The sequence below is a fragment of the Steroidobacter denitrificans genome, from assembly GCF_001579945.1.
Lineage (GTDB): Bacteria > Pseudomonadota > Gammaproteobacteria > Steroidobacterales > Steroidobacteraceae > Steroidobacter > Steroidobacter denitrificans.
In genome coordinates this window covers 1,507,848-1,527,967 of record NZ_CP011971.1, presented here as the reverse complement: position 1 = coordinate 1,527,967, position 20,120 = coordinate 1,507,848, and the positions used below count along the sequence as shown (strand labels likewise).

Annotated in this window: 16 protein-coding genes, 1 tRNA gene and 1 pseudogene; 1 reads left to right on the top strand and 17 read right to left on the bottom strand. The window is 62.2% G+C overall.

Annotation, left to right across the window (positions count from 1 at the left end; genetic code table 11):
• Positions 1–4: 4 nt before the first annotated feature.
• From ACG33_RS06880 to rlmE, 9 genes are all read right to left on the bottom strand, one after another.
• Positions 5–508: a NuoB/complex I 20 kDa subunit family protein gene (locus tag ACG33_RS06880; protein WP_066919835.1), complete on the bottom strand. Its 504-nt coding sequence runs from the start codon at positions 506–508 to the stop codon at positions 5–7.
• Positions 499–855 (bottom strand): NADH-quinone oxidoreductase subunit A, encoded by a 357-nt coding sequence (locus tag ACG33_RS06875; RefSeq protein ID WP_066922960.1) that lies wholly within the window; start codon positions 853–855, stop codon positions 499–501. The genes ACG33_RS06880 and ACG33_RS06875 overlap by 10 nt, the downstream gene beginning before the upstream one ends.
• 248 nt (positions 856–1,103) lie before the next feature.
• A tRNA-Leu gene (locus ACG33_RS06870) sits at positions 1,104–1,188 on the bottom strand.
• A gap of 121 nt (positions 1,189–1,309) precedes the next feature.
• Complete coding sequence (gene secG / locus ACG33_RS06865; protein ID WP_066919833.1) at positions 1,310–1,711, bottom strand: preprotein translocase subunit SecG; 402 nt, start codon at positions 1,709–1,711, stop codon at positions 1,310–1,312.
• Positions 1,712–1,761: 50 nt separating this feature from the next.
• Positions 1,762–2,520 carry a triose-phosphate isomerase gene (tpiA, locus tag ACG33_RS06860; RefSeq protein ID WP_066922957.1) on the bottom strand — a complete coding sequence of 253 codons (759 nt, stop codon included), beginning with the start codon at positions 2,518–2,520 and terminating at the stop codon, positions 1,762–1,764.
• Between the two features lie 179 nt (positions 2,521–2,699).
• Positions 2,700–4,040 (bottom strand): phosphoglucosamine mutase, encoded by a 1,341-nt coding sequence (glmM, locus tag ACG33_RS06855; RefSeq protein ID WP_066919831.1) that lies wholly within the window; start codon positions 4,038–4,040, stop codon positions 2,700–2,702.
• 1 nt (position 4,041) lies between these two features.
• Complete coding sequence (gene folP, locus ACG33_RS06850) at positions 4,042–4,920, bottom strand: dihydropteroate synthase (RefSeq protein WP_066922954.1); 879 nt, start codon at positions 4,918–4,920, stop codon at positions 4,042–4,044.
• Positions 4,921–5,125: 205 nt separating this feature from the next.
• The gene (gene ftsH / locus ACG33_RS06845; RefSeq protein ID WP_066919829.1) at positions 5,126–7,048 is read right to left on the bottom strand and encodes an ATP-dependent zinc metalloprotease FtsH; all 1,923 of its coding nucleotides are present in this window, start codon (positions 7,046–7,048) and stop codon (positions 5,126–5,128) included.
• 333 nt (positions 7,049–7,381) lie between these two features.
• Complete coding sequence (rlmE, locus tag ACG33_RS06840) at positions 7,382–8,020, bottom strand: 23S rRNA (uridine(2552)-2'-O)-methyltransferase RlmE (RefSeq protein WP_066919827.1); 639 nt, start codon at positions 8,018–8,020, stop codon at positions 7,382–7,384.
• Positions 8,021–8,061: 41 nt separating this feature from the next.
• Between rlmE and ACG33_RS06835 the strand changes: the two genes are divergently transcribed.
• On the top strand, positions 8,062–8,394 hold the full coding sequence (locus ACG33_RS06835; RefSeq protein ID WP_066919824.1) for a YhbY family RNA-binding protein: 333 nt from the start codon (positions 8,062–8,064) through the stop codon (positions 8,392–8,394).
• 106 nt (positions 8,395–8,500) lie between these two features.
• On the opposite strand, the gene greA is transcribed toward ACG33_RS06835, so the two are convergent.
• The 8 genes and pseudogenes from greA to hrcA form a co-directional block, all read right to left on the bottom strand.
• A complete protein-coding gene (gene greA / locus ACG33_RS06830) occupies positions 8,501–8,977 on the bottom strand; it encodes a transcription elongation factor GreA (protein WP_066919822.1) in 477 nt (158 codons plus the stop codon).
• Complete coding sequence (gene carB / locus ACG33_RS06825) at positions 8,974–12,198, bottom strand: carbamoyl-phosphate synthase large subunit (RefSeq protein ID WP_066919820.1); 3,225 nt, start codon at positions 12,196–12,198, stop codon at positions 8,974–8,976. The genes greA and carB overlap by 4 nt, the downstream gene beginning before the upstream one ends.
• A gap of 93 nt (positions 12,199–12,291) precedes the next feature.
• Positions 12,292–13,413, bottom strand: a pseudogene (gene carA / locus ACG33_RS06820) (glutamine-hydrolyzing carbamoyl-phosphate synthase small subunit); the annotation flags it as partial.
• Between the two features lie 136 nt (positions 13,414–13,549).
• On the bottom strand, positions 13,550–14,395 hold the full coding sequence (dapB, locus tag ACG33_RS06815; protein WP_237392700.1) for a 4-hydroxy-tetrahydrodipicolinate reductase: 846 nt from the start codon (positions 14,393–14,395) through the stop codon (positions 13,550–13,552).
• Positions 14,396–14,454: 59 nt separating this feature from the next.
• Positions 14,455–15,582 carry a molecular chaperone DnaJ gene (gene dnaJ, locus ACG33_RS06810; RefSeq protein WP_066919818.1) on the bottom strand — a complete coding sequence of 376 codons (1,128 nt, stop codon included), beginning with the start codon at positions 15,580–15,582 and terminating at the stop codon, positions 14,455–14,457.
• Between the two features lie 389 nt (positions 15,583–15,971).
• Entirely contained in the window at positions 15,972–17,906 is a 1,935-nt protein-coding gene (dnaK, locus tag ACG33_RS06805) for a molecular chaperone DnaK (RefSeq protein WP_066919816.1), read from the bottom strand.
• A gap of 485 nt (positions 17,907–18,391) precedes the next feature.
• On the bottom strand, positions 18,392–18,931 hold the full coding sequence (gene grpE, locus ACG33_RS06800) for a nucleotide exchange factor GrpE (protein ID WP_066919814.1): 540 nt from the start codon (positions 18,929–18,931) through the stop codon (positions 18,392–18,394).
• 110 nt (positions 18,932–19,041) lie between these two features.
• Positions 19,042–20,103, bottom strand: a complete 1,062-nt coding sequence (gene hrcA, locus ACG33_RS06795) for a heat-inducible transcriptional repressor HrcA (protein ID WP_066922947.1) — start codon at positions 20,101–20,103, stop codon at positions 19,042–19,044.
• Positions 20,104–20,120 lie beyond the last annotated feature (17 nt).

The following is a 20,120-nucleotide window of genomic DNA, read 5'->3' as shown; positions in this document are numbered from 1 at the left end:
AGCCTTAACGGGCGATCGTACTGGTGCGGCGAATCTTGTTCTGCAGTTGCAGCAGGCCGTAGAGCAGCGCCTCGGCGGTCGGGGGACAGCCCGGCACATAGACATCCACGGGAACGATACGGTCACAGCCGCGTACGACCGCATAGGAATAGTGATAGTAGCCGCCGCCATTGGCGCACGAGCCCATCGAGACGACCCAACGCGGCTCAGGCATCTGGTCGTATACCTTGCGCAAGGCCGGCGCCATCTTGTTCACCAGCGTACCGGCTACGATCATGACGTCGGACTGGCGCGGACTGGGCCGAAACACGATGCCGAAGCGATCGAGGTCGTAGCGTGCCGCGCCGGCATGCATCATTTCGACTGCACAGCAGGCCAATCCGAAGGTCATCGGCCACATGGAGCCGGTGCGTGCCCAATTGACGATGGCATCCAGCGTAGTCGTCATGAACCCACGCTGCGCGACCGCCGCGTCGGACGTCTCCGCCGTAGGTGCCGTCAATCCCATTCCAACGCCCCCTTCTTCCATTCATACACGAAGCCGACGATCAAGATCAGCAGGAACACGCCCATTGCGGCCAATCCCAGCATGCCGGTGGCATCAAGCGATACGGCCCAGGGAAACAGGAAGGCGATTTCCAGGTCGAATACGATGAACAGGATCGCCACGAGGTAATAACGTACGTCGAACTTCATGCGCGATTCGGAGAACGCCTCGAATCCGCATTCGTAAGCGGATAGTTTCTCGGCATCCGGGCGATGCGGACCGAACAGGAAACCCAGTGCGACGAGCACCACGCCCAGGCCGGTGGCTACGCCCAGGAAGATGAGAATGGGTACATAGTTCTGCAGCATCATTGCGACTTCACCACGCCAGGGTCAGGTGGCGGGCGCGCATTGTATCAGGAGGGCGACGTGCGGTAAGCCTTCCGAAGCAGATTCAGTGCCGAGAATATGGCTTTTACGCAATTCCCTACGCAATTCTCCGAGTGCCTTGCTTTCAAGGCGGTTGCCGCTTAAGCGGGTCGCAACCGGCTTGGCTGTACCCTCGGCACGAGGTCCAGCCAAGATCGAAAGGCAGACTACCGAAGCGCCTGAAAAACTGGTGCGGATGAGAGGACTCGAACCTCCACGGATTGCTCCACTACCACCTCAAGGTAGCGTGTCTACCAGTTCCACCACATCCGCACTCTATACATATGCGCACTCGTCTCGAACCCCGCTCGCCAGCCGTCGGCAGGCAGCCGGCGCGACGAATATCATTCGAGACCCTGAGCTTCGACGGCCAAGGCCGTCGCTCGCACCTCGCTCAGTTCTTCGCGGTGCCGTCGCCCGACACCGGCAAGGCCGGCAGATCTTCAGACGTATCGGGTGACGCATCCGGCAGCTGCGAAGCATTCGGCACTCGATCGATCGGCGGCGACTCCAGGGACGACTGCACGCGATCGATCACGCTTCTGGGCGCCTCGGGGGTCTGTCCGCCGAGATAGGCCAAAAACAGGCTGGTCGCGATGAACAATGCCGCAAGTGTCGCCGTCATGCGGGTCAGAAAGGAGGCTGATCCGCGCGCACCGAACACCGTGCCCGAAGCGCCTGCGCCGAAACCTGCCCCCGCATCGGCGCCCTTGCCTCGCTGCAGCAGCACCAGGCCAACGATGCCCGCTGCGAGCAGCACATGAAATATGATCGTTGCCGTGTGTATCCAGCTCATAGTTTATTCCGGCGATAATACCGCCCGGACGTATGCGTCAGCACGCACACTCAAGCGGCCGGCGCAGCTGCACATATTTTCAGAAACTCATCGGCAGCCAGAGAGGCTCCGCCGATCAAGCCGCCATCGACGTCCGGCATCGAAAAAATTTCGCGCGCATTCGCCGCCTTTACGCTGCCGCCATACAGGATCCGCACGCCGGCCGCGATATTAGCATCTCGCGCGCCGACTTCGGCTCTGATGTGCGCATGCACTTCCTGAGCCTGCTGCGGCGTAGCGTTCTTGCCGGTGCCGATCGCCCATACGGGCTCATAGGCGATGACCGCCGTGCCCATGGCTGCAACCCCCGCCACGTCCAGCACTGCATTCAGCTGACGGGAAACGACCTGATCCGTCAGGCCCTGCTCGCGCTCTTCCAGCGTCTCGCCCACACATAGTATAGGCGTCAGGTCCTGAGCCCGGGCCGCGAGGAACTTACGGGCCACCAGCGCATCGTCTTCCTTGTACAGCGCGCGCCGTTCCGAATGTCCCACGATGACATACTGGCAGCCGACATCCTTCAGCATGGCCGCCGACACCTCACCCGTGAACGCACCGACCGCTTCAGCGCAGGTGGACTGCGCGCCCAGGGCGATACTCGAGGATTTCAGCAGTCGTGCCGCTTCCCACAGGTACACGAACGGCGGACACACGGCGACCTCGACGGATGCTTCCGCGGGCATGCCCAGCAGCAGGCCCTCGATCAGCTCCGCGTTCTCCGTACGCGACCCGTGCATTTTCCAATTTCCGGCAATGAATGGCCGCCGCATCGGCATACCTCGACGATCGTTGATCCTGCGGACATGTGTTGCCCTGCCGCGAACGGAGAGACCGCTTATGGCGCCCGGCCGTCCAGCCACGAAGGGCGCGGAAGCTTAGCGGTGAAGCCTGGCGAAATCAAACTTGGTCCGTTGCCGCGCGGCCGTCGGCCGGCCGCGCCATCGATGAGTCAGGCGGCGGTGGTGGCGGCTTTCGCCACCGAAGCCGCCAGATCCTTGGCAAGGTCACGAACCTGCCGTTCATCGCGGCCTTCGACCATGACCCGGATCACCGGTTCGGTACCTGAAGCACGCAGCACGATGCGCCCCGTATCACCCAGCAAGCGCTGCGCCCGGGCAACGGTGTCCTGGATCGCCACCGATGCATCCGGGTCGATCCGGGAAGTCACGCGTACGTTCTCCAGCACCTGCGGATACCTGGACATCGGCGCGGCCAGATCGGCGAGGCTGCGGCCGGTGCGCTGCATGATGGCCAGCACTTGTAGGGCGGCGATCAGCGCATCTCCGGTGGTGGTGTGATCCAGGCACAATAAATGACCGGAGGTCTCCCCGCCCAGCCTGCCCCCGGTTTGCCGCAGCAGTTCCAGAACATAGCGATCGCCGACTTTGGCCCGCCGAAAGTCGATGCCCTCCTTCCCCAGCGCATGCTCCAGCCCCAAATTGCTCATCACCGTCCCCACGACCGGACCTCTCAGGGTACCCTGCTCACGGGCCGCGCTGGCAATGACATAGAGCAGCTGATCGCCATCCACGATGCGTCCGAGATGATCGATCATCACCAGCCGGTCACCGTCCCCATCCAATGCGATGCCGACGTGCGCCTGTACCCCCGGGACGGTCAGCTGCAACAGTCCCGGCGAGGTCGAACCGCAATTGAGATTGATGTTGCGGCCGTTGGGAGAACAGCCGATCGGCACGATTTCAGCACCCAGATCCGCCAGAATGCGCGGACCGACCTTGTATCCTGCGCCGTGCGCGCAGTCGATCACGATCTTGAAGCCGCTCAGGTCCAGACCAGGCACCGTGGTCATGCAGAAGTCCTGGTACTGCACGCGGGATTTATCCACGCGCATTGCCCGGCCTAATTTCGCGGAACAGCGCGTCAAGGGCGGTTCATCGAGATGCTGCTCGATAAGCAACTCGATCTCGTCGGACAACTTGCCGCCGCTGGCATCGAAAAACTTGATGCCGTTATCGTCGTACAGATTGTGGGAAGCACTGATCACCACCCCGAAATCGCAGCCGAAGCGCCGTGTCATGTAAGCGATGCCCGGCGTCGGCAGCGGGCCGATCAGCTTCACATCCACACCCGAGGCGACGAAACCCGCCTCCAGCGCCGCTTCGAACATGTAGCCGGACAGCCGTGTATCCTTGCCGACCAGCACGCTGCCGCCTTTGGGCGCCAGGGCCCGCGCTGCGGCGCTTGCCAGCTTCAATGCAAATTCGACCGTCAGCGGATGGTCGCCGACGCGGCCACGCACCCCATCCGTTCCAAAATAGCGTCGAGCCATCTTAGGTTTGCCCCTTGATCCAAGATTCAGAATTCCTGCGCTCGGGCGCGTATCCTGCCTGGCGCAGCGCCTCGATCACCCGCAGAGCGTCGCAGCTCTCGGCCACATCGTGTGCACGCACGATGCTTGCGCCGGCAAGCACGCCGGCAACCGCACCCGCCAAACTTCCGGCAAGACGCTGCTCCACCGCTCGTCCCAGTAACTCACCGAACATCGACTTGCGTGATACGCCGATCAGCACCGGCAGACCTTGCCGGCACAATTCCGGCAGCGCGGCCAGCAACGCCAGATTGTGTTCCAGACGCTTGCCGAAGCCGATGCCGGGATCCAGCACCAGGCGATCCCGAGAAATGCCTGCCGCCAGGCAGGCGCGTACCCGCTCGTCCAGGAACGCTCCCACCTCTGCCACGACATTCGTGTAACGCGGTGTACGCTGCATCGTGCGCGGTTCACCCTGCATATGCATCAAGCATACGGCCGCAGACGTACACGCCGCGGCCTCCAGCGCACCCGGTTCACGCAGCGCACGTACGTCGTTGATCATCACGGCGCCGGCCTCGACCGCGGCTGTCATCACCTCGGCCTGGCTGGTATCGATCGAAATCGGCACCCGGCTACGACTTGCCAGCGCCCGAACGACCGGTACCGCTCGGCGGATCTGTTCGCCGGCATCAACTGCGCCGGCACCTGGTCGAGTCGATTCCGCACCGATATCGATCAGCCCCGCCCCGGCCTCGGCCATACGCAAGGCATGTGCCAGCGCGCACTGTGGATCGAGATGACGGCCGCCGTCCGAAAAGGAATCGACGGTCACATTGACAATGCCCATGACCACCGGGCGCGACAGATCCAGAATCCGAGTACCGCAACGAAGCTGCATGGGCGCAATATGCAAAAAGAATAGATCGGAAAACGGACGATATGCCCGGACAGACGTGCAGACGACGACAGGCGTCGCAGGATCGGCCGCTATGCCGGCTCGTCGGGCACGGTGCTGCGCCGCCCGGTCACCGATGCATGTCCGTGCCGGAATGCATGCGGCCATGTGCGGGCCGATCGGTAGCGCGCACCGGCGTCCTTACCGGTCAATGCTGGCTGGCCGGCTTACCGATAGGCGCCTCCGGAGTTTCGCGATCCCGGTTCTTGCCGCCCATCGGGGGCGCCGCCGAATCATCCCAATCGGGCGGCGGCTTGGGATCACGCCCCTGCATGATGTCCTTGATCTGAGTTTCGTCGATCGTTTCATACTTGATCAACGCCTCGGACATCTTGTGCAACTTGTCGAGATTGGTTTCGAGAATATCCTTGGCCCGCCGATAATTCACGTCGATCAGGCGACGGATCTCCTCGTCGATGGCGTGCGCGGTGACATCGGAAACCTGCTTGTGCTGGGTGACGGAGCGCCCCAGGAACACCTCGCCCTGATCCTCGGTGTAGGTCAGCGGACCGAGCTTGTCCGACAGTCCCCATTTCGTGACCATGTTGCGAGCAATCTCCGTGGCGCGTTCGATATCGTTCGATGCACCGGTGGTCACGGACTCCGGCCCGAAGATCATCTCTTCGGCGATGCGGCCGCCGAACAAGGTGGTGATACGGCTTTCCAGGCGCCGCTTGCTGGTGCTGTAGCGATCCGCTTCCGGCAGGAACATGGTCACACCCAGCGCACGGCCGCGCGGAATGATGGTGACCTTGTACACCGGGTCGTGCTCCGGCACCGACAGGCCGACGATCGCATGGCCTGCCTCGTGATAGGCGGTCAACTTCTTTTCCTGATCATCCATGACCATGGAACGGCGCTCGGCGCCCATCATGATCTTGTCCTTGGCGCGCTCGAACTCATCCATCGTCACGGTGCGGCGGTTCGCGCGCGCCGCGAACAAGGCCGCCTCGTTCACAAGGTTGGCGAGATCCGCGCCGGAAAATCCCGGCGTGCCGCGAGCGATGATCTGCGGCCGCACGTCCTCGGCCAGCGGCAGCTTGCGCATGTGCACTTTCAGGATCTGTTCGCGGCCGCGCACGTCGGGCAGCGGCACGACGACCTGGCGGTCGAAACGGCCCGGACGCAGCAGCGCAGGATCCAGCACGTCCGGACGGTTGGTCGCTGCGATCACGATCACACCCTCGGTACCCTCGAAGCCGTCCATTTCGACCAGCAGCTGATTCAAGGTTTGTTCGCGTTCGTCGTGGCCGCCGCCCAGGCCGGCGCCGCGGTGCCGGCCGACGGCATCGATCTCGTCGATAAAAATGATGCAGGGTGCGTGCTTCTTGGCCTGCTCGAACATGTCACGTACGCGCGAGGCGCCGACGCCGACGAACATTTCGACGAAATCGGATCCGGAAATCGTGAAGAACGGCACCTTGGCTTCACCGGCAATCGCACGTGCCAGCAAGGTCTTGCCGGTGCCTGGCGATCCCACCATCAACACGCCGCGAGGAATTTTGCCGCCGAGGCGCTGAAACTTGCCGGGATCCTTCAAAAACTCGACGATCTCGACGACCTCCTCCTTGGCCTCATCGACACCCGCCACATCGGCAAAGGTCACCTGGACCTGGTCTTCACCCAACAGTCGCGCCCGGCTCTTGCCGAAGGACATGGCGCCGCGGCCGCCTGCGCCGCCTTGCATCTGGCGCATGAAATACACCCACACGCCGATCAGCAGCAGGATGGGGAAGGACGAGATAAACAATTGCAGCAGGAAGGATTGGCGCTCCGGCGGCGCGCCGCTGAACTTGATACCCGAGTCTTGCAAGGTACCGATCAGGGCCGAATTGTCGGTTTCGGGGTTGTAGACCGTGAACGGCTCACCGTTGGAACGCACGCCCTTGATCAGATCGCTGTTCTTGACGACCGTCACCTCGGCGATGCCGCCGTTCTTCACCTGCTGCAGGAACGTGGAATAGGAAAGCTCCTGAACCATGCCCGTGCGGGCACTGAAATTGCTGACCACCGTGGCCACGACCACGGCGATGACGATCCACAGGACGATATTTTTAGCAAGATCGTTCAAAATTCCATCCTCAAAAAACCTGTCCCACCTGCCGCCTGGCACTCCCATGGCCGGCAACCGCGCGCTTCAACCTCGAAGTGCCGTTTCGTACCGGCCCTGCCGCACCCCGGCGTCCGTGCCGTCCCGTATCTTCCGAACAGTCTCCCGGAGCCTTTCCGAAAATTTTCCAGGATCCTCGACTTGCCGCGGAACACCTTCGCCGCGGGACGTGATCGGATACTCACATAACCTTTCCGACACTATACCAACCAGGTCCGGTGGCGCCATAACCGCTTCCCGGGGGCAAATTCGCAGCGGCGCAACCTCGATGTGGCGACGCAGCAGTCCCGCGAGTCAGGACCGTCGCGCATCTGACTTCAAGCGGCGCGCCAGCAAGTAAAGTTCCGGACTGCGTTGCCGGGACGCCGCCGGCTTGCGGACCTTCACTGTGGTGAACAGGCAGCGCAGTTGCTGCATGAACGACTGGAAATGGCGCCCCTGGAACACCTTCACCAGGAAATCGCCGCCTGGCGCAAGACGGTCTGTCGCAAATTCCAGCGCCAGTTCAACCAGATGCATGGAACGGTCGTGATCCACCTCGGTAATGCCGGTCATGTTGGGGGCCATATCGGACATTACAAGTTGCGGATGATCGGTACCCACCACGGCGCCGAGCCGCTCCAAGACCTCCTCCTCGCCGAAGTCCCCTTGGATGAATTCCACGCCGGCGATCGCATCCATGGGCAGGATGTCCAGCGCCACGACCCGGCCCCGCCCCTGCAATAGCCGCGCGGCGTACTGGCTCCATCCTCCCGGGGCCGCCCCCAGATCCACGATCGTCATGCCGGGACGGATCAGGCGATCGGTATGCTGAATTTCCTCGAGCTTGAAGACCGCCCGGGAACGATAGCCCTCCTCGCGGGCACGCTTCACATACTCGTCGCTTTCATGTTCCTGCAGCCAGCGGCGGCTCGATTTGGTACGTTTCGTCATGTAGGCAGCGTCATCACCCAGGACATCCGGACGATCCCACCATGCAGTTAGCCGAAAAGCAAAAACCATCCGAAAAACAGAAAAAATATCTGCGCAGTCTCGCGCATGGACGCGATCCCGTGGTACTTCTGGGCGCCAGGTCGACCGGCGACTCGGGGCTGTCGGCCGCCGCCGTCGCGGAAATGGAGGTGGCGCTGAAGGCGCATGAACTGGTCAAGGTACGCGCCCGCGTCGGCAGCCGCGATGAGCGCAACGCGATGTTCGCCAGCCTTGCCGAGCGCACCGGCAGTACCTTGGTGCAGCGCATCGGCAATGTCGGGGTCTTCTATCGGCCGCACCGGGACAAGCCGCGCATCATCCTGCCGGCCGAGTAACGATCCTTATCTCGGCAAAGTTCGGTCCCGAACATCTGCTCCAGAAGGACAGCCCTGCTGAACGGCCGGGCTGCCCCGCCACCAGGCTCCTCGTCCCGGCCCCCGATCAAACGTACCTGACCGCCACGATTTCATACGAACGAATGCCACTCGGCGCGGCCACATCGACGACATCGCCTTCGGACTTGCCGACCAGCGCCCGCGCGATCGGCGAGGTCACCGAAATCAGTCCACGGCCGATGTCCGCTTCGGCTTCACCGACGATCTGGTAGACGACCGACACGCCGCTGTCCTGATCCTCCAGATCGAGCGTCGCGCCGAATACAACCTTGCCGCCGGTCGACAGGCGCGAGACGTCGATGATCTCGGAATTGGACAAATGCGCCTCGAGATCCTTGATGCGTCCCTCGATGAAACTTTGCTGTTCGCGCGCAGCATGATATTCGGCGTTTTCACTGAGGTCACCGTGGCTGCGGGCCTCGGCGATGGCCTGGATGACGCGCGGGCGATCCTCGCTCTTGAGCCGCTTGAGTTCCATGCGCAAGCGCTCCGCGCCCGCCAATGTCAACGGCATCCTCTTCACGAGGCCACCTCCCGATGCAAATCCTGCAGACGATTGACGTCTACATCGTTCATATGTGCAAGCGCATCGCAGGTCGCCAGACCTGCGGCCATGGTCGTGTAATAGGTAATGCCTCGATGCACCGCCTCGCGCCGAATCGAGCGTGATTCAAAGATCGCCTGCTTCCCCTCGGTCGTGTTCACGATCAGCGCAATCTCGTCGTTCTTGATCATGTCGACGATATGCGGACGGCCTTCGCGCACCTTGTTCGCGGTCCGGCATTCGATCCCGGCCGCCGAGATGGCCTGCGCCGTACCGGCCGTTGCGACGATCTCAAAGCCCCACGCCACCAGGCGGCGAGCCAAGATCACCGCTGCTGGCTTGTCGCGTTCGCGTACGCTGATAAGACATACCCCGCGGGTCGGCAACGAGACACCGGAGGCGAGTTGCGCCTTGGCATATGCCTCGCCGAACGAGCGGCCCGTACCCATCACTTCGCCGGTGGATTTCATCTCCGGCCCGAGGATCGGATCGGCTTCCGGGAATTTCGAGAACGGGAACACGGCTTCCTTCACCGCGAAATATTTCGGCAACCGCTTGCCCGTCACGCCCAGATCCTTCAGTTTCGCACCGGCCATGACGCGCGCGGCCACCTTCGCCAGTGGCACGCCGGTCGCCTTGGATACGAAAGGCACCGTGCGCGAGGCTCGTGGATTAACTTCCAGAATATAGATGACGCCGTTCTGGATGGCGAACTGGATATTCATCAACCCGATGACGTTCAGGCCCCGCGCCAGTTTGCGTGTCTGTTCGCGCAATTCTTCCTGGGTTTGCGCGCTCAGGCTGTTCGGCGGCAATGAACAGCCGGAATCGCCCGAATGCACCCCCGCCTGTTCGATGTGCTCCATGATGCCGCCGATATAGACATCCTCACCGTCACAGATGGCATCGACATCCACTTCCACCGCCAGATCCAGGAAACGATCCAGCAAGACCGGACTGTCGTTGGACACCTTGACGGCATCCGTCATGTAGAGACGCAGATCATCTTCGTTGAAGACCACTTCCATGGCACGGCCGCCCAGCACATAGGAAGGCCGTACGACCAACGGAAAACCGACGGTGCGCGCCATCGCGATCGCCTGGTCCTCGGTGCGCGCCGTGCAATTAGGCGGCTGCTTCAGATTCAATGTCTGCACCAGCTGCTGGAAACGCTCGCGGTCCTCGGCTACATCGATCGAATCCGGCGTCGTACCGATGATCGGCGCACCGGCTGCCTCCAGCTCCCGGCACAGTTTCAAGGGCGTCTGTCCGCCGTACTGCACGATCACCCCTTCGGGCTTTTCCTTATCGATGATTTCCATGACGTCCTCAAACGTCAGCGGCTCGAAGTACAGTCGGTCGGAAATATCGTAATCGGTCGACACCGTCTCGGGGTTACAGTTGACCATGATGGTCTCGAACCCCGTCTCGCGCAGCGCCAGCGCCGCATGCACACAGCAGTAGTCGAACTCGATGCCCTGACCGATGCGATTCGGACCGCCGCCCAGAATCATGATTTTCCTGCGATTCGTGGGCTCCGCCTCGCACTCCTCGTCGTAGCAGGAGTACATGTAGGCGGTCGATGTGGCGAATTCGGCGGCGCAGGTATCCACGCGCTTGTAAACGGGCCGGATGCCCATAGTCGTGCGCCGCCGGCGCACGCCGGCTTCATCGATGCCCAGCAGGACCGCCAGCCTTCGATCGGAAAACCCTTTGCGTTTGAGCGCGCGCACGCGCACACGATCGAATCCGGCAAGGCCTTGTTCTTGCACCAGCGACTCCTCGCGCACCAGGTCGCGGATCTGGGCCAGAAACCAAGGGTCGATGTGGGTCAGCTGATGTATCTCCTCCAGCGGCAGGCCGGCGCGGAAGGCATCACCGACGTAGCGCAGGCGATTCGGACCGGGCATGCGCAGTTCTTCGTACAGCAGATGCAGCTCATCTTCCCCCAGCGGCAGGCTCAAAATGGGATCCAGTCCATCGATGCCGACCTCCATGCTGCGCAGGGCCTTTTGCAGAGATTCCTGGAAGGTACGGCCCATCGCCATGGCTTCGCCGACCGATTTCATCTGGGTGGTCAGCCGGTCGTTGGACCCGGGGAACTTCTCGAAAGTGAAGCGCGGGATCTTGGTCACGACGTAGTCGATCGTGGGCTCGAAGGATGCCGGTGTCGCGCCGCCGGTGATATCGTTCCTCAACTCGTCCAAGGTATAGCCGACCGCCAGCTTCGCGGCGATCTTGGCAATCGGGAATCCGGTGGCCTTGGAGGCCAGCGCCGAGGAGCGCGATACCCGCGGATTCATCTCGATGATCAGCAGGCGGCCGTCCTGGGGATTGAGCGCGAATTGGACGTTCGATCCACCGCACTCCACGCCGATCTTGCGCAGCACCGCAATCGATGCGTCGCGCAGACGCTGGTATTCCTTGTCCGTGAGCGTCTGTGCCGGAGCGACCGTGATCGAGTCCCCGGTATGCACGCCCATCGCATCCACATTCTCGATCGAGCAAATGATGATGCAATTGTCCTTGTGATCGCGTACGACCTCCATCTCGTACTCTTTCCAGCCGATGACGGATTCCTCCAGGAGCACCTCGCAGGTCGGCGAAGCCTCCAATCCCCGCTCCACGATGGTGACGAACTCCTCGCGGTTGTAGGCAATACCGCCGCCTGATCCACCCAGGGTAAAGGACGGACGGATGACCGTCGGAAAACCGATCTCCACTTGTACCGCCAGCGCCTCCTCCATGCTGTGTGCGATGCGCGAACGAGGCGACTCCAGGCCGATTTCACGCATCGCGTTGCGAAAGCGTTCGCGATCCTCCGCCATATCGATCGCATCGCGAGACGCTGCGATCAGCTCCACACCATGCCTGTCCAGTACGCCCTCGCGTACCAGGTCCAGCGCGCAATTGAGAGCCGTCTGCCCGCCCATCGTCGGCAGCAAGGCGTCGGGGCGCTCCTTTTCGATGATGCGCTCGACAGTGCGCCAATCCACCGGCTCGATATAGACGGCATCCGCCGTCTCCGGATCGGTCATGATCGTGGCGGGGTTGGAGTTCACCAGGATGACGCGGTAACCCTCCTCCTTGAGCGCCTTGCAGGCCTGGGCTCCTGAATAATCGAACTCGCAGGCCTGGCCGATGACGATCGGTCCGGCACCGATGACCAGAATGCTTTGCAGATCTGTGCGCTTGGGCATGAGTCAACCTTCGGCGGCGCGCCGGCTGTCGTGAGCGCCGTTGTCGGCGTTACCGCGCCCGCGGCCCTGGGAAAGCCTGTCGATACGTTCGTGCATCAACTTGATGAAACGTCCGAACCCCAGCCGCACATCGTGCGGCCCCGGGCTGGCCTCGGGATGGCCCTGGAAGCCGAACGCCGGCCGGTCGGTCCGCTCGATGCCCTGCAGAGAACCGTCGAACAATGAGCGGTGGGTAGTGCGCAGGTTCGGCCCGAGGCTGGCTTCATCGATCGCAAAGCCGTGATTTTGGCTCGAAATCAGCACCTTGCCAGAACTGATATCCAGGACGGGGTGATTGGCGCCATGATGGCCGAACTTCATCTTGATCGCTGTCGCGCCGCTGGCCAGAGCCAGCAGCTGATGTCCCAGGCAAATGCCGTAGATGGGAATATCGGTGCGCAGAAACTGCTGGATCGCCTCGATGGCATAGGAACAGGGCGCCGGATCGCCCGGGCCGTTGGACAGGAAGATGCCGTCGGGCGCCAGATCCAGCACTGTCTGCGCCGGTGTCTGGGCCGGCACGACCGTCATACGGCAGCCCTTATCCGCAAGGCTGCGCAGGATGTTGCGCTTGATGCCGAAGTCATAGGCGACGACATGCAGCCGCTGTCCGGGACGCGGTTTGGGGCCGATTTCGGCACCCCAGTTCGTACCTTCGTTCCATTGATAGATCCGCCGGGTCGAGACCGCCTTGGCCAGGTCCATGCCCTTGAGGCCCGGAAATCTCCGTGCAGCGTGGATCGCCGCGTCCGGATCGGCTTTCTCGCCCGTCATGATGCAACCGGCGAGCGCGCCCTTTTCGCGCAGGATACGCGTGAGCTTGCGGGTATCGATATCTGCGATCGCCACCAGTTTGCCGCGCTCCAGGAAGCTTTCCAGCGACTCCGAGGCGCGCCAGCTGGAGTACATGGCCGGCAGATCGCGAATGACCAGACCGGCGGCGAACACCATCGCGGCTTCCAGATCTTCCGGATTGGTACCGGTGTTGCCGATATGAGGATAGGTCAACGTGACGATCTGCTTGGTATATGACGGGTCGGTAAGGATTTCCTGATACCCCGTCATGGCGGTGTTGAACACCACCTCGCCTGTCGTATTGCCTCTGGCCCCGATCGAGCGGCCATGAAAGACGGTACCGTCTTCGAGCGCCAGCACCGCGGTCAATGCAGCAGGTATGGTCACATGGAACTCCGTCGTCGATCGTTTCAGACACGCATACGGAAAGCGGGATGAGCCTTCAGGGCCGATCCCGCGCGAAGAAATTTCACCGCGTGCTGAGGGTCAGGAGTCTACGCGAGTCGGGCTCTACGGTCTATCGAAAACCGAGGACATCGCGCATCGAATACAGGCCCGACGGCCGGCCGATCAGCCAGCGCGCGGCCCGTACCGCGCCGCGCGCGAAGGCCAGCCGGTCGCTGGCGCGATGGGTCAACTCGATCCGCTCGCCGATGCCGGCAAAACTCACCGTATGTTCGCCGACGATATCGCCGCCGCGAAAGACCGAAAAACCGATATTCCCCGGCCGGCGTGCGCCAGTGAGACCATGCCGGCCGTACTCGGCGACCTGCTCGAGTTCCACGCCGCGGCCGGCGGCGGCGGCGGCGGCCAGACCCAGCGCCGTGCCCGAAGGCGCATCCTTCTTGTCGCGATGATGGGCCTCGAAAATCTCGATGTCGTAGCGTTCGTCCAGCTGACGCGCCGCCTGCTCCACCAACTCCAGCAACAGATTGACGCCGACACTCATATTGGGCGCCATCACCAGAGGAATGTGATCGGCCGCCCGCACGATCCGGTCGCGAATCTCCGAAGCATGGCCGGTCGTGCCGATCACCAGCGGGCACCGAGCGGCCACGCAGGCGTCGAGATTGGCGCCGGTCGCCTGCGGCAAGGTGAAATCGATCGCCACGGCCGCGCCCTGGATCGCCGACGCCGGATCGGCCAGGACTGCGACGCCGCGCGCTGCGCCCTGGGCCGCCGCACCGGCATCCATGCCCACCCAGCGGCTGTCGGACGAAGCACTGGCGCCGCTCAGGCGGATCCCACCGGCTTCGTCCATGGCCAGCAGCAGCGCCCGGCCCATACGCCCGCTGACGCCCAACACCGCCATAGGCACCGGATCGTGAATCCGGTGCCCGGGGTCATTCATGGAGGCGTTCATGGATTTGGCTCATGGAATGACGTATGAGATGGTATCGGCCACATGAATTCCGGCCTGGATCAATTCCGGATAGTCTCGAAGAATCGCTTGACGCCGTCCATCCAGGAACGCTCACGCGGGCTGTGGTTGTGGTTGCTGCTATGCACCGATGCCTCGAAGCGGCGCAACAGATCTCGTTGCTCATCGGTGAGGTTCACCGGCGTCTCCACCACGACGCGGCAAAACAGATCGCCGGTTGCGCCGCCGCGTACCGGTTTGATGCCCTTTTCACGCAGACGAAAAACCCGCCCGGACTGCGTCTCACTCGGCACCTTGAGCTCGACATGGCCGCCCAGAGTCGGCACCTCGATCTTGCCGCCGAGCGCCGCCGTGGCAAAGCTCACCGGCACTTCACAGGACAAGTGACTGCCGTCGCGTTCGAAGATCGCGTGTTCGCGCACGCGGATCTCTACATATAAATCACCTGGCGGCCCGCCGTTGCGGCCGGCCTCGCCCTCTCCCGTCAGGCGGATGCGGTCACCGGTGTCCACGCCTTGCGGGACCTTGACCGACAGCGTCCTCTGGCGACGCACGCGCCCCTGTCCCAGGCAGGTATCGCAGGGCTGAGTAATGACCTGACCACGCCCCTTGCAGCGCGGACAGGTCTGCTGAACAGCAAAGAAACCTTGTTGCATACGCACCTGTCCGGCGCCATGACAGGTCTCGCAGGTCGTAGTCTGGGAGCCTTCCGCCGCACCGCTGCCATTGCAGGACTCGCATTCTCCAAGCGCAGCGAACTCGATCGAGGCGGAATGACCGAAGACCGCCTGTTCCAGATCGAGCTCCAGTTCGTAGCGCAGATCCGCGCCTCGGAAGGCCTGACGTCCGCCGCGGCGGGCGCCGCCGAAAATATCACCGAACACGTCGCCGAAAATATCGCTGAAGGCGTCGGCGCCGCCGAATCCGCCCGCGCCGCCGCGCGCTGCCAGACCCTCGTGGCCATACTGATCGTAGATCGTCCGCTGCTGGGGATCGGACAGCGCTTCATAGGCCTCCTTGGCCTCCTTGAATCTTTCCTCGGCCTCATGGTCGTTCGGATTACGGTCAGGATGAAACTTCATCGCCAGGCGGCGATAGGCCTTCTTGATCTCCGCCTCGCTCGCCGTGCGGGCCAGGTCGAGCACCTTGTAATAATCACGTTTGGACATCGTTATCCGTCTTGTCGAACATTTCATCCGGCTCGCCGGCGGCGCAATCTCATCCTCTCGACACCGGCATCCTCCGGCAGCTGACCTGCGCCTCCTGGAGGCGCCTTTCTGGGGGCGCCTTTCTGGGGGCGCCTCGCCAGAGGGCAGCCAGCTTCCCCGACAATCCGGTCTGCAGGGGATCAGGCAGTCTCTACCGCCAACCCGAAAGATCCGCCCTTGAGACTTGGCTCGGGAGGAGAAATCCAGCCCTGAGTCCGGGTTCGGGAGATCGGCCCTGAAACCTGGCTCGGGAGACCGGCTCCCGAGAGCCGATCCTGCGACCCGACCCTGCGACCCGATCTGGAAAAGCTGGGGCGGCGACCGCCTGGCATGCGGCCGCCGCGGAAGGATCAACCTTCCTTCTTGTCCTTGACCTCCTCGAACTCGGCATCGAGCACATCGTCCTTGGCCGGGCCGCCGCCCGCCCCGCCCGCCCCGCTCGCATCTGCCTCGCCGGCTGCCGCTTCTGCCTGAGCGTAGGCCTGTTGCGCGATCGTCGCCGAGGCCTGCGCCAGGGCATTGGCCTTGGTATCGATCACATCCTTGTCGTCGCCATCCAGTGCTCGCTTGAGATCGGTCAGTGCCGATTCCACATTGGCGCGATCGGACGCCGACACTTTCTCACCCAGGTCCTTGAGAGTCTTCTCAGTGGTGTGCACCAAGGCATCGGCCTTGTTGCGCGACTCGACCAGTTCCCGGAACTTACGATCTTCCTCGGCGTGCGACTCGGCATCCGAGACCATGCGCTTGATTTCATCCTCCGACAAGCCGCTGGAGGCCTTGATGACGATCTTCTGTTCCTTGCCGGTGGCCTTGTCCTTCGCCGACACGTTCAGGATACCGTTCGCGTCGATATCGAATGTCACCTCGATCTGCGGCAGGCCGCGCGGTGCCGGCGGAATTCCCTCCAGGTTGAACTGGCCCAGCGACTTGTTGTCGCCGGCACGCTGGCGCTCGCCCTGCAGCACGTGGATGGTCACGGCGCCCTGATTGTCATCGGCCGTCGAGAAGGTCTGATTCGCCTTGGTCGGGATGGTCGTGTTCTTTTCGATCAGTTTGGTCATCACCCCGCCGAGCGTCTCGATGCCCAGCGACAAGGGTGTCACGTCGAGCAGCAGTACGTCCTTGACCTCGCCGGACAACACACCGCCCTGAATCGCAGCCCCGACGGCCACGGCCTCATCCGGATTGACATCCTTGCGCGGATCCTGGCCGAAGAAATCCTTGACAGCCTTTTGAACCAGCGGCATGCGCGTTTGGCCGCCGACCAGGATCACCTCGGAAACATCCTTGATCGATGCGCCCGCGTCCTTCAGCGCGGTGCGGCAGGGTCCGATCGTACGCTGAACCAGGTCCTCCACCAGCGACTCGAGCTTGGCTCGGGTCAGCTTGATGTTCAGGTGTTTCGGACCGGAGGCATCGGCGGTGATATACGGCAGGTTGATTTCGGTCTGCTGGCTGGAGGACAACTCGATCTTGGCCTTCTCGGCCGCCTCCTTCAGGCGCTGCATGGCCAGCGGATCGCGGCGTACGTCGACGCCGCTTTCCTTGAGGAACTCCTCGCCGAGATAGTCGATGATCCGCTTGTCGAAGTCCTCGCCGCCCAGGAAGGTGTCACCATTCGTGGCGAGCACCTCGAACTGGCGCTCGCCGTCCACATCCGCCACCTCGATGATCGATACGTCGAACGTGCCGCCGCCTAAATCGTACACGGCGATCTTGCGATCGCCGCCGAGCTTGTCCATGCCATAGGCCAGGGCCGCCGCCGTCGGCTCGTTGATGATGCGCTTGACGTTCAGGCCGGCGATGCGCCCGGCATCCTTGGTAGCCTGACGCTGCGAGTCATTGAAATAGGCCGGCACCGTCACGACCGCCTCGGTGACCGGTTCGCCCAGAAAATCCTCAGCCGTTTTCTTCATTTTCATGAGCACCCGCGCGGAGACCTCCGGCGGAGCCATTTTCTTGCCGTTGGCTTCGATCCAGGCATCGCCGTTGTCGGCCTTCACCAGCTTGTAGGGCACCATTTCGATGTCCTTTTGCACGACCTCGTCCTGAAAGCGACGGCCGATGAGCCGCTTGATCGCGAACAAGGTATTCTGGGGATTGGTCACGGCCTGACGTTTGGCCGACTGGCCGGTCAGTACCTCATCGTCTTTGGTGAACGCGACGATCGAAGGCGTGGTGCGATCACCTTCGCTGTTCTCGATGACCCGCGGCTTGCCGCCGTCCATGATCGCGACGCACGAGTTCGTCGTGCCGAGGTCGATACCAATGACTTTACTCATGACCGATAGCTCCTGAATCTTTACTTGGCTTTCAGTTCCAGTTCGAAAACTTTGAAAACACGTGGGTTGAAATACAAACCGGCAATGGTTTTCCGGCGAAGCTTCACCCTCTGCCGGCAACCTGGCCTATTGATGGCGTGTTAAATGCGGTTGTCCCCAGGCGCTTTCAAGATCGTCACGAACGATAGGATGGGGAATACATGCGACGGGATCGAAAATGAGGCATGTCGGCGTCTGTCTGGGCGCCTCGCCATCGTGCAACCGCCGTACCCGCCGACCGCTACGAACCCGGGACCTACGAACTCGGGATCCACAAGCCTGGATCCGCCCGAACGGCAGCCGTCTGTCTCGGCCCGGGGGATAGATGCCTGCCGGGAGGGCGATCGAATCCGAGACCAGGAGCACCCTTCGTAGAGCAGCCAAGACCCAGACCGCGGTCAAATCTGATAAATTACTTTCTATAAACACTATAACCTATTTATTTATTAATTATTTTTAGCAACGATTACACGGGCCGGACGCAATAGCCGGCCGTTGAGCTGATACCCTTTCTGAATGATCTGCAGCACGGTATCGGTGGCATGTTCCGCAGACGGCTGGGTCGCCATGGCCTCATGGAGCTCGGGATTGAACGGCTCGCCCGCCGGTTCGATCTCGACGACGCCGGCTTGCTCGAAGGCTTTCACCAGCAGCTTCAGAGTTGCCGCTGAACCCTCTCGCAAGGCGTCCGCCGTGCCGGCGCTGACCACACCGGCCTCCAGGCTGTCCTTCACGCCGATCAGTTCATTGACGAAGCGCTCCAGCGCGAACTTGTGCGCCTGTTCCACGTCACGGGCCGCCCGCTTGCGTACATTCTCGACTTCGGCCAGCGCGCGAAGATACAGATCCTTGCTTTCCTGAGCCCGGCCTTCCGCGGCAGCCAGCGCAGTCTGCAGTTCGGCGACCTCGGGGGCCTCATCGGCAAGTCCTGATGTCTGTGTCGGTCCGGTACCCAGGGTGCGCTCCGGCTCATATGGATCGGTCATTGTTTCTGGCTCTCCCAATCTCGACATTCGACGACAAAAATATTCCACGACCGCTTCGGCGCCAGGCGTCCAAGAATCGCGGCCAGGGAGGAATTCGGGGGAATTGCGGGTCAGGCGCGCGAATTCAAGGCCGATCCCAGCAGCTTCGCCGTGATATCGACGATCGGAATCACCCGCTCATAGGCCATGCGGGTAGGGCCGATCACCCCAAGGACCCCGACGACCTCCCTGTCCAGCGTGTACGGGGCCGTGACGATACTGCACTCGTCCAGTATCGTGTAGCCCGATTCCTGGCCGATGAAGATCTGCACCCCTTCGGCCTTCAAGCTCTGATCCAGCAGATGCAGGATGTCACGCTGCTGCGTGAAGGCTTCGAATAGCCGACGCAGCTTCTCCACGTTGGACAGTTCGGCGAACCCCATCAGGTTCGTCTCTCCGGCCATCACATATTCCATGCGGCCGTTGACCGGCGTATTGACGACATGCTGAGCCAGGTGGATCGCATCCAGCATGGTTCGATTCAAATGCTCGCGCGTTTCCTTGAGCTGATTGAGCAGATGCTCGCGTACCTCGCGGAGTTCCTTGCCACCGAATTCCTGATTCAAATAGTTGGACGCATGGCGCAGCTCGTCGGGACTATAGTAGCGATCCAGATGCAGGATGCGGTTCTGAACCTCTCGTCCGTTGACGATCAGAATCGCCAGCACCCGGTTATCGGACAGGGGAACGAATTCGATCTGGCTCAAGGATGCATGGCTTTGCCTGGGCAGGGTGACGACCCCGGCCAGACGCGTTACGTTCGAGAGAAGCTGCGATGCGGCGGCCACCAGCGCCTTGGGGTCATCGGTGTGTTCGTCCAGGCGTGTCTGGATGGCGGCGATCTTTTCATCTTCGAGCGGCTGGAATTTCAGCAGCGTATCGACAAAGAATCGATAGCCCTTATCGGTGGGCACGCGTCCGGCGGAGGTATGCGGGGATGCGACGAAGCCCAGTGCCTCCAGGTCCGCCATGACATTGCGGATCGTGGCGGCGCTCAGATTCATACCTAAGTCGCGCGACAGCGTGCGCGATCCGACTGGCTGGCCGTCGCGTATGTAGTGTTCGACCAGCATCTTCAGCAATTGCTGGGCGCGATCGCTGAGCAGCTCGTCTGTCGTGGTCTGCGAGGACATCGTCATCCGTCTGTTAT